The organism is Burkholderia sp. RF7-non_BP4 (genome assembly GCF_001521935.1).
GTDB classification, from domain to species: domain Bacteria; phylum Pseudomonadota; class Gammaproteobacteria; order Burkholderiales; family Burkholderiaceae; genus Burkholderia; species Burkholderia diffusa.
This window is the reverse complement of the sequence record NZ_LOTA01000028.1, coordinates 132,632-146,466: the sequence shown is the minus strand read 5'-3', so window position 1 is coordinate 146,466 and position 13,835 is coordinate 132,632. Positions and strand designations below refer to the sequence as shown.

10 protein-coding genes are annotated in these 13,835 nt (G+C 68.0%); 5 read left to right on the top strand and 5 right to left on the bottom strand.

Features of this window, described 5'->3' with window-relative positions:
* Window positions 1–4 precede the first annotated feature (4 nt).
* Window positions 5–2,161: a methionine--tRNA ligase gene (metG, locus tag WS49_RS10520; RefSeq protein WP_059527564.1), complete on the bottom strand. Its 2,157-nt coding sequence runs from the start codon at window positions 2,159–2,161 to the stop codon at window positions 5–7.
* A gap of 370 nt (window positions 2,162–2,531) precedes the next feature.
* Window positions 2,532–3,173, bottom strand: coding sequence for an OmpA family protein (locus WS49_RS10515; RefSeq protein ID WP_059527561.1), 642 nt, complete (start codon window positions 3,171–3,173; stop codon window positions 2,532–2,534).
* A gap of 350 nt (window positions 3,174–3,523) precedes the next feature.
* Between WS49_RS10515 and apbC the strand changes: the two genes are divergently transcribed.
* The 5 genes from apbC (at window position 3,524) to WS49_RS10490 (ending at window position 9,155) form a co-directional block, all read left to right on the top strand.
* On the top strand, window positions 3,524–4,615 hold the full coding sequence (gene apbC / locus WS49_RS10510) for an iron-sulfur cluster carrier protein ApbC (protein WP_059527558.1): 1,092 nt from the start codon (window positions 3,524–3,526) through the stop codon (window positions 4,613–4,615).
* Between the two features lie 133 nt (window positions 4,616–4,748).
* Complete coding sequence (sodC, locus tag WS49_RS10505) at window positions 4,749–5,285, top strand: superoxide dismutase [Cu-Zn] (RefSeq protein WP_059527554.1); 537 nt, start codon at window positions 4,749–4,751, stop codon at window positions 5,283–5,285.
* 112 nt (window positions 5,286–5,397) lie between these two features.
* Entirely contained in the window at window positions 5,398–5,967 is a 570-nt protein-coding gene (gene dcd / locus WS49_RS10500; RefSeq protein WP_006398615.1) for a dCTP deaminase, read from the top strand.
* An 81-nt stretch (window positions 5,968–6,048) separates the two neighbouring features.
* Window positions 6,049–8,328 (top strand): arginine/lysine/ornithine decarboxylase, encoded by a 2,280-nt coding sequence (locus WS49_RS10495; RefSeq protein ID WP_059527551.1) that lies wholly within the window; start codon window positions 6,049–6,051, stop codon window positions 8,326–8,328.
* Window positions 8,328–9,155 carry a lysozyme inhibitor LprI family protein gene (locus WS49_RS10490; protein WP_059527548.1) on the top strand — a complete coding sequence of 276 codons (828 nt, stop codon included), beginning with the start codon at window positions 8,328–8,330 and terminating at the stop codon, window positions 9,153–9,155. Before WS49_RS10495 ends, WS49_RS10490 begins: the two co-directional genes overlap by 1 nt.
* A 90-nt stretch (window positions 9,156–9,245) precedes the next feature.
* On the opposite strand, the gene WS49_RS10485 is transcribed toward WS49_RS10490, so the two are convergent.
* The 3 genes from WS49_RS10485 to WS49_RS10475 all read right to left on the bottom strand — a co-directional run bounded on the left by WS49_RS10485 (window position 9,246) and on the right by WS49_RS10475 (window position 13,782).
* Window positions 9,246–9,929: an HAD family hydrolase gene (locus tag WS49_RS10485; RefSeq protein ID WP_059527546.1), complete on the bottom strand. Its 684-nt coding sequence runs from the start codon at window positions 9,927–9,929 to the stop codon at window positions 9,246–9,248.
* 94 nt (window positions 9,930–10,023) lie between these two features.
* On the bottom strand, window positions 10,024–11,433 hold the full coding sequence (gene argH / locus WS49_RS10480) for an argininosuccinate lyase (RefSeq protein WP_059527543.1): 1,410 nt from the start codon (window positions 11,431–11,433) through the stop codon (window positions 10,024–10,026).
* A gap of 111 nt (window positions 11,434–11,544) precedes the next feature.
* The gene (locus tag WS49_RS10475) at window positions 11,545–13,782 is read right to left on the bottom strand and encodes a fimbria/pilus outer membrane usher protein (RefSeq protein WP_257130199.1); all 2,238 of its coding nucleotides are present in this window, start codon (window positions 13,780–13,782) and stop codon (window positions 11,545–11,547) included.
* Window positions 13,783–13,835: the final 53 nt, after the last annotated feature.

Sequence of the window (13,835 nt, the reverse complement as noted above, 5' to 3'; positions counted from 1 at the left end):
CGGCTTACTTCACGCGCATGCCGGGCTTCGCGCCGCTGTGCGGCTCGAGGATGTAGAGGCCCGGCTCGGCCTTCTCGTCGGCAGCCGACGCGGCGAGCACCATCCCTTCGGACAGCCCGAACTTCATCTTGCGCGGCGCGAGGTTCGCGACCATCACCGTCAGCTTGCCGACGAGCTGCTCGGGCTGGTACGCGGACTTGATGCCCGAGAACACGTTGCGGGTCTTTTCCTCGCCGATGTCGAGCGTGAGCTGCAGCAGCTTGTCCGAGCCTTCGACGGCCTGGCACGCGACGATCTTCGCGATACGCAGGTCGATCTTCGCGAAATCGTCGATCGAGATCGGACCGTCGTCGGCGTCGTTCGCGGCAGCCGCCTTCGCGTTCGCCTTGGCGTTCTTGCCTTCCTTCGCGGCGTTGGCCGTGGCCGCGGCAGCGGCGCCGGAGGCCTCCGCCTGCAGCGAATCGCGGTTCGCGGCGAGCAGCGCGTCGATCTGCTTCGGATCGACCCGCGTCATCAGGTGCTGGTACGCCTTGATCGGCTGCGTGGACGACAGCGGCTTCGCGGCGTCGGCCCACGTGAGCGGCGCGATCCCGAAGAAGGCCTCGACGGCTTCGGCCACGCGCGGCATCACCGGCTTCAGCGCGAGCGACAGCAGGCGGAACGCCTCGAGGCTCACGCTGCAGGTTTCGTGGAGGGCGACCGCATTGGCCGGATCCTTCGCGAGTTCCCACGGCTTCGCGCCGTCGACGTATGCGTTCACTTCGTCGGCGAGTTCCATCGTCTGGCGCAGCGCGCGGCTGTATTCGCGCGCTTCGTAGTGCGCGGCGATCGCGGGAATCGCATCGCGCAGCTTCGCGACGAGCGGATGGTTCATCGCGCTGTCCTGCACGCGGCCGTCGAAGCGCTTCAGCAGGAAGCCGGCCGCGCGGCTCGCGATGTTGACGTACTTGCCGACGAGATCGCTGTTCACGCGCGCCTGGAAGTCGTCGAGGTTCAGGTCGATGTCTTCCATCGTCGCGTTCAGCTTCGCGGCGAAGTAGTAGCGCAGCCATTCCGGGTTCAGGCCGGTGTCGATGTAGCTCTGCGCGGTGATGAACGTGCCGCGCGACTTCGACATCTTCGCGCCGTCGACCGTCAGGAAGCCGTGCGCGAACACGTTGGTCGGCGTGCGATGGCCCGAGAACTCGAGCATCGCCGGCCAGAACAGCGTGTGGAAATACAGGATGTCCTTGCCGATGAAGTGGTACTGCTCGGCGGTCGAGCCCGACCGGATCCACGCGTCGAAGTCGATGCCCTTGCGGTCGCACAGGTTCTTGAAGCTCGCGTAATAACCGACCGGCGCATCGAGCCACACGTAGAAGTACTTGCCGGGCGCGCCCGGGATCTCGAAGCCGAAGTACGGCGCGTCGCGCGAGATGTCCCAGTCGGCGAGGCGGGCTTCGCCGGCGTCGCCGAGCCATTCGCGCATCTTGTTGGTGGCTTCGGGCTGCGCGAGGCCGCTGACCCACTCGCGCAGGAACGACTCGCAGCGCGGGTCCGACAGGCGGAAGAAGTAGTGCGTCGACGTCTTGCGCACCGGCGTCGCACCGGACACGACCGAATACGGATTAAGCAGTTCGGTCGGCAGGTAGGTCGAACCGCACACTTCGCAGTTGTCGCCGTACTGGTCCTTCGCGTGGCACTTCGGGCATTCGCCCTTGATGAAGCGGTCCGGCAGGAACATTTCCTTGACCGGGTCGTACGCCTGCTCGATCTCGCGCTCGGCGATCAGGTCGTTGTCCTTCAGCGCGAGATAGATCTTCTCGCTCAGCACGCGGTTCTCGTCCGAGTCGGTCGAGTAGAAGTTGTCGAACGACACGCCGAAGCTGTCGAAATCGCGCTTGTGCTCGGTCCACACGCGATCGATCAGCTGCTTCGGCGTGAGGCCTTCCTTCTCCGCGCGCAGCATGACCGGCGTGCCGTGCGTGTCGTCGGCGCCGATGTAGTAGACCTCATGGCCGTGCATTCGCAGCGTCCGCACCCAGATGTCGGTCTGGATGTACTCGACCAGATGGCCGATATGAATCTGGCCGTTGGCATAGGGCAGTGCGGACGTAACGAGGATCTGGCGGCTGCCTTGCGGCGCCGCGGCCTGCACGGAAGTGAGGTCGGATGCGGACATAGGGTCTGTAGAAGAACGGCGGGAAACGACGGAAACTGCGATTCTAGCAGGGGCGCGGGCAGGTCAGCCGGCGCGGGCGCCATGGACCGGGCGCCGGAGAGGGCGGGGCCGCCGTGGCGGCGTGCCCGGCGGCGCGATGCTGCGGCGCAGCACGCAAATTCCGGGCAAAAAAAACCGGGGCGGATACGGCCCCGGAGCAACAACGACAAGAGGAGAATGGTGACGCGCCGGCTGCGCCAGCCGCGTACCGTAAAGTACAGACCGCGGGCCGAGACAGAAGTTCGAAATTTTTTTCGATTTGTTACGGGCCCCGCGGGAAGCCTTGTGCGGCGGGGGCGCGCGCCCCCGTTTCCTCCTCTCGCGGCGATGCTTACTGCTGTGCTGCGCGCAGGTAGATCTCGACGCGGCGGTTTTGCGCACGGCCGGCTTCGGTCGCGTTGTCCGCGATCGGGTTCGACGGGCCCATGCCCTGTGCCGACAGGCGGCCGCCGGCGACGCCGCGCTGCACCAGCGCGTTCACGACGCTCTGCGCACGGTTCTGCGACAGCGTCTGGTTCAGCTGTGCCGAGCCCGTGCTGTCCGTGTAGCCGACGATCGATGCCGTCACTTGCGGGTTCTGGTTCAGCGTCGTCGCCAGGTCGTTCAGCAGCGGCGTGAAGGCCGGCGTGATCGCGTACTGGTTCGTCGCGAACGTCACCGAGCTCGGCACGTTCAGCTTCAGCGAGCCGTCCGGCTGCTCGGTCACCTGCGTGCCCGTCTTGGCTGCCGACGGCGCGAGCTTGTTCTTGATCGCTTGCCAGTTGTAACCCGTCACGCCGCCGACCAGTGCGCCGACGCCCGCGCCGATCGCCGCGCCCTTGCCGCCACCGGCCAGCGCGCCGATGCCCGCGCCCAGCGCCGCACCCGTGCCGGTGCCGACGGCCGTATTGTTGCCTTGCTGCGTGGCGCAGCCTGCCAGCAGCGCGCCGGCGAGTGCGAAGACGGACAGGCGAGTCGCGATTTTCATGTTCATCTTGGATTCCTCTCTTGGTTGAACGAGTCGACAACGACAAACAACAGTTACGGCTCCCTGCACGGACGCCCGAAAAAGGAAGGGCAGGCCCGTGCTCGCGGCAGCCGCCGAGGCGGCTGCATGCCCTGTTCGCCAGCGGGGCTGTTCCGGACAGGGCGACGCATCAGCCTCTACAATATAGGCGGTGGGCGGCCGATTTGGCCCCATAGCATGCCGCACGCGAAGATTGCTCCGACGCGCGCGTTCGCGCAATGGCGTGCAACAGATTCTTTCACTTTTCCCGATTTTCGCAGCGTTATTTGATATTTTTTGACGTTCGCGCGAGAGAAAAACGTTTTCACGGAGTTTCGATGAGCATTGACCGGGCACAAGTCGACGCCGCATTGGCGGCTGTCGTCGACCCCAATACCGGCCGTCCGTACGCGGCGAACAAGGGCGTGCGCAACGTCGCGATCGACGGCGACGCCGTGGCGGTCGACGTGGTGCTCGGCTATCCCGCGCGCAGCCAGCACGACGACGTGCGCGCGCGCATTGAAGACGCGCTGAAAGCCGTGCCGGGCGTGCGCGACGCACGCGTCGCCGTGTCGCAGGAGATCGTCGCGCACACGGTGCAGCGCGGCGTGAAGCTGCTGCCGAACGTGAAGAACATCGTCGCGGTCGCATCGGGCAAGGGCGGCGTCGGCAAGAGCACGACGGCCGTGAACCTCGCGCTCGCGCTCGCCGCGGAAGGCGCGTCGGTCGGCATTCTCGACGCCGACATCTACGGTCCGTCGCTGCCGACCATGCTCGGCATTCACGGCCAGCGCCCCGAGTCGCCGGACAACCAGTCGATGAATCCGCTGGTCGGCCATGGGCTGCAGGCGAACTCGATCGGCTTCCTGATCGAGGAAGACAACCCGATGGTGTGGCGCGGCCCGATGGCGACATCGGCGCTCGAGCAGCTGCTGCGGCAGACCAACTGGCGCGAGCTCGACTACCTGATCGTCGACATGCCGCCGGGCACGGGCGACATCCAGCTCACGCTCGCGCAGCGCGTGCCGGTGACGGGCGCCGTGATCGTGACGACGCCGCAGGACATCGCGCTGCTCGACGCGAAGAAGGGCCTGAAGATGTTCGAGAAGGTCGGGATTCCGATCCTCGGCATCGTCGAGAACATGAGCATCCACATCTGCTCGAACTGCGGCCACGAAGAGCACATCTTCGGCGCGGGCGGCGCCGAGCGGATGGCCAAGGATTACGGCGTGAACGTGCTCGGCAGCCTGCCGCTCGACATCGCGATCCGCGAGCGCGCCGACGGCGGCACGCCGACGGTCGCGGCCGAGCCGGACGGCGCGCTGGCGCGGCGCTACCGCGACATCGCGCGCGGGGTCGCGCTGGCGATCGCCGAGCGCGCGCGCGACATGACGTCGAAGTTCCCGTCGATCGTTGTTCAAAATACGTAAAACCCTTGCGGGGCGGGGCCTCACGCTGTTTACGGCGCCGCGAGGCGCGGTATCATGGCGACTTTCCCCGGGTCCCTTTACCCGCCCGGCATGGCCGCCGTATCGAACGGCCGCCAGCCGGCATGAGGATCGAATGAACCAACGACATCACGGCGTGTACGCCGGCCGCGCGCGGCGCGCGCTGCTGGCCGCCGCCGCGCTGGGCCTGCTGGCCGGCTGTACCTCTTTTTCCTCGTCGCACGAGAAGCGCGCCGACGCGCAACTGCAGCCGACCGTCGGCTCGCAGACACGCGGCGCGGTGACGTTCGTCGAACGCCCGGACGGCGTCCAGGTCACGTACAACCTGGCCGGCCTGCCGCCGAACAGCGATCACGCGCTGCAGGTGCACGAGCGCGGCGACTGCAACGCGGGCGACGGCTCGAGCGCCGGCCAGGTGTTCGCGCCGGCCGCCGACCGGTTGCGTGCGGGCGCGCGCGTCGCCGGCGATCTCGGCAACATCCATGCGGATGCGAACGGCGTCGCGGCCGGTTTCATCGTTGCGCCCGATCTGGCCCTCGACGGCGTGCGCTCCGCGCTGAATCGCGCGGCGCTGGTGCACCGCGAACCGAGCGACCCGGCGTTTCCGCAGCATGCGGCGGGCCCCGCGCTCGCTTGCGGCGTGATCCGTTGACGGCCGCCGCGTGCGCGCGCCGATGATCGCGTAAAATGTCCGCCTTCCCCGGCCGCCGCCTTGAACCGGCGGCCGTCGTTTACCGTCACGCAGCGTTTCCTGGCGCCCCGTTATGAGCATCAAGTCCGACAAGTGGATTCGGCGCATGGCCGAAGAACACAAGATGATCGAGCCGTTCGTGCCCGATCAGGTTCGTGCGTCCGAGGACGGTCGCAGGATCGTCAGCTACGGCACGTCGAGCTACGGCTACGACATCCGCTGCGCGGACGAATTCAAGATCTTCACGAACATCAACTCGACGATCGTCGATCCGAAGAACTTCGACGAGGGTTCGTTTGTCGATTTCAAGGGCGACGTGTGCATCATCCCGCCGAACTCGTTCGCGCTGGCCCGCACCGTCGAATATTTCCGCATCCCGCGCACCGTGCTCACCGTCTGCCTCGGCAAGTCGACGTACGCGCGCTGCGGGATCATCGTCAACGTGACGCCGTTCGAACCCGAGTGGGAAGGCTACGTCACGCTGGAATTCTCGAATACCACGCCGCTGCCCGCGAAGATCTACGCGAACGAAGGTGTCGCGCAGGTGCTGTTCTTCGAAAGCGACGAAGTGTGCGACGTGTCGTACGCCGATCGCGGCGGCAAGTATCAGGGTCAGCGCGGTGTCACGCTGCCGAAAACCTGATCTGGTTGCATAACGTCTCACCAGTTTCCGGGTGACCGCTGCGCGTGACGCGCCGCGGTCGTTCTTTTTGGAGAATCGCCCATGAAGTTTCGTTTCCCCGTCGTCATCATCGACGAAGATTTCCGCTCCGAGAACATCTCGGGCTCCGGCATCCGGGCGTTGGCCGAAGCGATCGAGAAGGAGGGCGTCGAAGTCCTCGGCCTCACGAGCTACGGCGATCTGACGTCGTTCGCGCAGCAGTCGAGCCGCGCGTCGTGCTTCATCCTGTCGATCGACGACGACGAACTCATGCTCGGCGAAACGGGCCCGGACGGCGAGTTGCCCGAACTCGCGACCGCGATCATCGAGCTGCGCGCGTTCGTCACCGAAGTGCGCCGCCGCAACGCGGACATCCCGATCTTCCTGTACGGCGAAACGCGCACGTCGCGCCACTTGCCGAACGACATCCTGCGCGAACTGCACGGCTTCATCCACATGTTCGAGGACACGCCGGAGTTCGTCGCGCGCCACATCATCCGCGAGGCGAAGGTCTATCTCGACTCGCTCGCGCCGCCGTTCTTCAAGGAGCTGGTGAAGTACGCGGACGAAGGCTCGTACTCGTGGCACTGCCCGGGCCACTCGGGCGGCGTCGCGTTCCTGAAGAACCCGCTCGGCCAGATGTTCCACCAGTTCTTCGGCGAGAACATGCTGCGCGCCGACGTCTGCAACGCGGTCGACGAACTCGGCCAGCTGCTCGATCACACGGGCCCGGTCGCGGCGTCCGAGCGCAACGCGGCGCGCATTTTCAGCGCGGACCACCTGTTCTTCGTGACCAACGGCACGTCGACGTCGAACAAGATCGTCTGGCATGCGACGGTGGCGCCGGGCGACATCGTGCTGGTCGACCGCAACTGCCACAAGTCGATCTTGCACGCGATCACGATGACGGGCGCGATTCCGGTGTTCCTCACGCCGACGCGCAATCACTTCGGCATCATCGGGCCGATCCCGCGCGACGAATTCAAGCCGGAGAACATCCGCAAGAAGATCGAGGCGAACCCGTTCGCGCGCGAGGCGCTGCGCGAGAACCCGGACATGAAGCCGCGGATCCTGACGATCACGCAGAGCACGTACGACGGCGTCGTCTACAACGTCGAGATGATCAAGGACCTGCTCGGCGACCTGCTCGACACGCTGCACTTCGACGAAGCGTGGCTGCCGCATGCGACCTTCCACGATTTCTACCGCGACATGCACGCGATCGGCGACGGCCGTCCGCGCACGGGCGCGCTCGTGTTCGCGACGCACTCGACGCACAAGCTGCTCGCGGGCATCTCGCAGGCGTCGCAGATCGTCGTGCAGGATTCGGAGAACCGCACGTTCGACAAGCACCGCTTCAACGAGGCGTACCTGATGCACACGTCGACGAGCCCGCAGTACGCGATCATCGCGTCGTGCGACGTCGCGGCCGCGATGATGGAGCCGCCGGGCGGCACCGCGCTCGTCGAGGAATCGATCGCCGAGGCGATCGACTTCCGCCGCGCGATGCGCAAGGTCGACGCCGAATACGGCGACGACTGGTTCTTCAGCGTGTGGGGTCCGGACGACCTGTCGGAAGAAGGCATCGGCTCGCGCGAGGACTGGATGCTGAAGCCGAACGACCACTGGCACGGCTTCGGCCCGCTGGCGGAAGGCTTCAACATGCTCGACCCGATCAAGGCGACGATCATCACGCCGGGGCTCGACGTCGACGGCGAGTTCGGCGAGACGGGCATTCCGGCCGCGATCGTCACGAAGTACCTGGCGGAGCACGGGATCATCGTCGAGAAGACGGGCCTGTATTCGTTCTTCATCATGTTCACGATCGGCATCACGAAGGGCCGCTGGAACTCGATGGTCACCGAGCTGCAGCAGTTCAAGGACGACTACGACAACAATCAGCCGCTGTGGCGCGTGCTGCCGGAATTCGTCGCGCAGCATCCGCGCTACGAGCGCGTCGGCCTGCGCGACCTGTGCACGCAGATCCACGACGTGTACCGCGCGAACGACATCGCGCGCCTGACGACGGAGATGTACCTGTCGGACATGGAGCCGGCGATGAAGCCGTCGGACGCGTTCGCGAAGCTCGCGCACCGCAAGATCGACCGCGTGCCGCTCGACGAGCTCGAAGGCCGCGTGACGAGCATCCTGCTCACGCCGTACCCGCCGGGCATCCCGCTGCTGATTCCGGGCGAGCGCTTCAACAAGACGATCGTGAACTACCTGCGGTTCGCGCGCGACTTCAACGAGCGCTTCCCGGGCTTCCACACCGACATCCACGGCCTCGTCGCGGAAGAGGTGAACGGCCGCGTCGAGTACTTCGTCGATTGCGTGCGCGACTGATGGCGGCGCAGGGACGAATCCGGACGATGCGTGCGGCGCTGGCCGCGCTCGTCGTCTGGGCAGGCTGGTCGGCAGGGCCGGCGGGGCTGAGCGTCGCGCATGCGGAAGTGGCGGCGGCCGACCCGATCGACGTCGCGATGCGGCAGTGCCTCGCGCGGCGCGACCGGTCGTCGACGGCCGGCCAGATCCAGTGCATGGGCGAAGCGCAGCAGCAGTGGCAGGCGGTGATGGACGGTGCGTACCAGCGCCTGTCGAACGACGCGCCGGCCGACGCGAAGCGCGGCTGGCAGGACAGCCAGCGCCGCTGGGTCACGTGGCGCAAGGATGAAGTTCATCTGCTGAAGGCCGTGTACGACACGACGCGCGGCACCGCGTACGCGATGTCGAGCGCCGACATGCAGTTGCAGCCGGTGCGCGATCGCGCATTGGCGCTGCGCGCGGCGGCCGACCGCTATGCGCCGCCTGCCGCCGTGCCGGTGGCGGCCACGAGCGGTGCGCAAGGCGACACCCGGGGCGGTGCGGGCACTGCCGCGGCGGCCACCGGCAAGCCGGCGAACGCGCCGCGCGAACCGGCCATTCGCCGCGTGCGGCCGTGCGTGCAGGATGCCGCGTGCGAGCACGCGCTGTTCGATTTGAACCGCTATTACCAGAAGCTGCGTCGCAAGATGCCCGCGCATTCGGCCGCGACGCTCGTGCGTGCGCAGCGCGCGTGGGTCGCGTTCAGCGATGCGACGGCGCCGCTTGTCGGCGAGGACGGACGCGTCGACCTGATCGGCGCGCGCATCGCGACGATGAAGCGTCTGTCGGAGACGGCCGGCAACGACTGACGATCGCCGCGACGCCGGTCATTCGGCGCGGAAACGGAAAACGGGCACCCGAGGGTGCCCGTTTTGCATGTGGCGTGCCGCGCGCGGCGCCTACGCGGGCTGCTGCGTGTCCAGACGGCCGAACCACGACGGCACGAGCGCGACCGCATCGTCGAGCGACGCGAGCACGTGCAGGCTCAGCGCGACGATCTCGGGTGTCGGCGCCTTCAGGTCGGGCACGGTGACGACCGATGCGCCCGCGCCGGCGGCCGATTGCGCGCCGAAGTCGCTGTCCTCGAACGCGACGCACGCGTGCGCCGGCACGCCGAGGCGTTCGGCCGCGAGCCGGTACACGGCGGGGTCGGGCTTGCCGCGCGCGACTTCGTCGCCGCCCGCGATCGCGCGGAAGAACGGCAGCACGCCGACCGCATCGAGCCGCGCACGGATCACGTCGCGCGCGGACGACGATGCGACCGCGCACGGAATGCCGGCCTGCGCGAGCGTCTCGAGCAGCGCCAGTGCGCCCGACTTCAGCGGAAATTTCGGATGAGGTTCGGGCGCGGCGAGCCGTTCGCGCACGAGAGTGCGCACGGCGTCGAACGTGGCGGTGTCGCCGATCAGCCGCGCGAGAATGACCTGGCCCTCGGCGAACGAGCGGCCGACGATCTGCAGGTAGTCGATCTCGGTCAGCACGATGCCATGTGCGGTCGACACGTCGATCCACGTGTTCATGATGGTCCGCTCGGAATCGACGAGCAGGCCGTCCATGTCGAAGAGCGCGGCGGAGAAGGTCATCGGCGGTATCCGGGAAGCGGGAAGGGCGTCGGGCGGCGCGGCGGCCGCCCGAGCGAAAGACCGACGCCGAAGGCGCCGGTCCGTGCCGACTGGCTTACTTGCCGAGCGCGGCGCGAGCGGCCTTGACCGCCGCACGCACTTGATCGGGCGCGGTGCCGCCCGGGTGGTTGCGGCTTGCGACCGAACCTTCGAGCGTCAGGTAGCCGAACACGTCGTCGCCGATCAGGTGCGCGACGTTCGGCAGTTCCTGCTTCATTTCGTCGAGCGTCAGGTCGGCGAGGTCGATCCCGCGATCGTCGCAGATCCGCACCGCGTGCGCGACGGCTTCGTGCGCATCGCGGAACGGCAGCCCGCGCTTCACGAGATAGTCGGCGAGGTCGGTCGCGGTCGAGAAGCCCTGCAGCGCGGCCGCGCGCATCGCGTCCGGCTTCACCGTGATGCCGGCGACCATTTCGGCGAAGATCCGCAGCGTGTCGGCGACGGTGTCGACCGTGTCGAACAGCGGTTCCTTGTCTTCCTGGTTGTCCTTGTTGTACGCGAGCGGCTGGCCCTTCATCAGCGTGAGGAGCGCCATCAGGTGGCCGTTCACGCGGCCCGTCTTGCCGCGCGCGAGCTCGGGCACGTCCGGGTTCTTCTTCTGCGGCATGATCGAGCTGCCGGTGCAGAAGCGGTCGGCGATGTCGATGAAGCCGACGCGCGGGCTCATCCACAGCACGAGTTCTTCGGAGAAACGCGACACGTGCGTCATCACGAGCGCGGAGGCCGCCGTGAATTCGATCGCGAAGTCGCGATCCGACACCGCGTCGAGCGAGTTCGCGCAGATGCCGTCGAAGCCGAGCGTCTTCGCCACGGCGTGACGGTCGATCGGATAGCTGGTGCCGGCGAGCGCGGCCGCGCCGAGCGGCAGGCGGTTCACGCGGGTGCGGCAGTCGCGCATGCGCTCGGCGTCGCGCGTGAACATCTCGACGTACGCGAGCAGGTGGTGGCCGAACGTCACCGGCTGCGCGACCTGCAGGTGCGTGAAGCCCGGCATGATCGTGTCCGCGTTCTGTTCGGCGAGGTCGACCAGCGCGCCGCGCAGATCGTTCAGGAGGCCGCCGATGCGGTCGATCTCGCCGCGCAGCCACAGACGGATGTCGGTCGCGACCTGGTCGTTGCGCGAGCGGCCCGTGTGCAGGCGCTTGCCGGCGTCGCCGATCAGCGCGGTCAGGCGCGCCTCGATGTTCAGGTGGACGTCCTCGAGATCCAGCTGCCATTCGAATTCGCCGCGCTCGATCTCGCCCTTGATTTGCGTCATCCCGCGTTCGATGGCGGCGAGGTCGTCGGCGCTGATGATCTTCTGCGCCGCGAGCATGCTCGCGTGCGCGAGCGAGCCGGCGATGTCGACGAGCGCGAGGCGCTTGTCGAAAAACACCGACGACGTGTAGCGCTTGACCAGCTCCGACATCGGTTCCGAGAAGCGGGCCGACCAGGCCTCGCCCTTTTTGTGCAGTTGGGACGTCATGGCGATTCTTCGAAGGGGAGTTGGGCGGCGTGCGCCGCCGAGGGAATCCCGCAATTCTAGCATTCGCGGGGCTGGCGGCCGGCGCGCGCGTCGGCCGCGAAAAGGCGCGGATTACCGGGGGCCGCAGGTCAGCGGCCCGATGCGCGGCAGCGTGCCGTCGTCCGGGCGCCGGTACGCGAATTCGACGGCGCAGTCGCGGCCGCCGCCCGAGATTTCGAGATGATTGTTCGCGCCGAGGCCGTCGACGAAGGTCAGGCCGTCGTAGCCGACGATCGTGCGCTGGCCGCTTTCGACGTGGCGAACCTCGAGCCCGGGCGGCAGCGGCGTGCCGTCCGGCGCGCGCAGCGCGATCGACGCGGCGCTGTAGCGCGTCACCGCGAAGTGCGCGAGCACGCCGGAGCGCGCCTGCGGCACGACGTCGAGCGTCGTGTCGGCGATCCGCGCGTCGGCGGGCAGCGCGGTGCCGTCGATCGCGACGCGATTGCTCTGGTACGCATTCAGGTCGGGCACGAGCAGGTAGCCGGCCCGGTCCGTCTCGCCGATCAGCCGGTTCTGGTGCAGCACGGGGACGCGCCCGGTGTCGGTCGAGACGAGCGCGAAACCGTCGTCGACGCGGCGCGCGGTCATCAGCCGGCCGTCCATCAGCACGAACGCACCCGTGACGTCGACCGACGCGTTGCCGCGTCCGTCGAACGATTGCGCGAGCAGCGTGACCTGGCCGGCGCGGCCGAGATACTGCAACTGCCCCTGCGCGTAGCGGATACCCGCGTTGGCGCCCGCCTGCACGTTCCAGCCGACGCCGCCGCCGTAATCGGGCGGCTTCGTCGCGTTCAGCGTGTAGGTCGAGTCGCCGTTCTGCCGGCCGGCGTTCGCCGAGACGGACGTGTTGCCGCCGAGCCCGATGCTCAGGCTCACGAAGAAGCCGCGTGCGTCGTGTTGCCGGAAATCCTGGAAGCCGCTGAACGTGATCGAGCTCAGCCCGCCGAGATTGACGAGGTACGCGATCGAGCCGATCCGCGACGGGGCGACGCCCGGATACTTGAGGCCGAGATAGCTGAACGACAGCGTCTGCGCGCGCAGGAACGGGAACGAGACCGTGACGCGGTCGGTGGCGCGCGAGACCGGCACGCCTTCGCGGCTGCCGAGGTCGCCGTAGTCGCCGAAGGCGCGCAGCGTCTGCGCATCGATCGAGAAGCGCGGCGTCACGTACTGGTAGCCGACGCCGGCCTGCACGCCCGCGCGGCCCGGCGCGCTGAGCGCCAGCGATGCGTTCGCCACGCCACGCTCGCCGAGGCGCGCGAGCGCGCCGGCGCCCGCGTTGTAGACGCCGGCCGTCGCTTCCGCATGCGCCTCGACGGTCAGCCGCTCGCTGATGCCGTAGCGCAGCGAGCCGCTCGCCGCCGGCGTGCGCGCATAGTCGAACGAATCATTGCCATACGCGCGGCGCAGGAACCCGGCTTCGGCCGAATAGCTGGCGAGGCCGGGCGCGAGCAGGCGCGTGTCGACGTACAGCGGAATGGTCGTCGCGATCGAGCGGCCGAGCGCGTCGCGCGTGACGACCGTCGCGTTGCCCGCGCCGGTGATTCCGGGCACGCTGTTGATCACGAACGGCCCGCTCGGCACGTCGCCGCTGAACTGGCGCACGTTGTTCACGTACAGGTCGACGGAGGTCGGCACGACCGCGCTGCCGGACAGCGCCGGCACCGGAAACGTGACGAGGTCGGGGCGCAGGCCGAAGTTGCTGCGCCACTGCACGCCGCCGAGGCGCAGCGAGCGGGTCCATGACAACGACGACGAAATCGTGTCGCCGATCTGGGTCGTCGTGAGCGTGCCGGGATTCGAGTGGCTCCACGACGTGTCGTAGCGCACGTAGCGCCGGCGGTCGTCGTACAGGTACGCGATGCCGGTGCTGCTGAACACGCCGGCCGGATCGAAATAGCGCGCCTCGCTCCAGACCGCGAGCGGGGCGTGGGCGATGGTTTGCGCGTAGGCGTCGTAGTTCAGCACGAAGCCGCGGCCGGAGGTGGCGGGTGGCGCGGCCGCGAGCGCGCGCGTATCGAACGTGTGCGGGATGCGCAGCGCATCGGACACGCGCAGGTCGAGCGTCTGCCGACCCGCGTCGTAGTCGTAGCGCAGCCCCGCGAGCGTATCGAGTGCGACGAGCGTGTTCGACGGCGCGGTCGCCCGGTCGCCGGTCGCGATGCCCAGGTCGTTCAGGTCGGCGGACGCAGCGTACAGCCGGCCGTCGATTCGCTGGAAGCGCGCGATGCGGTGCGTCGGTTCACCGTTGAGCGACACGTCGAGAAACAGTGTGTCGGGTGCAGGCGCGGCTGCGGCTGCCGCCGGCATCGGCGCCGGCGCCGGCTGCGCACGGACGGCACCGGCATGCGGTGCCAGCGCCG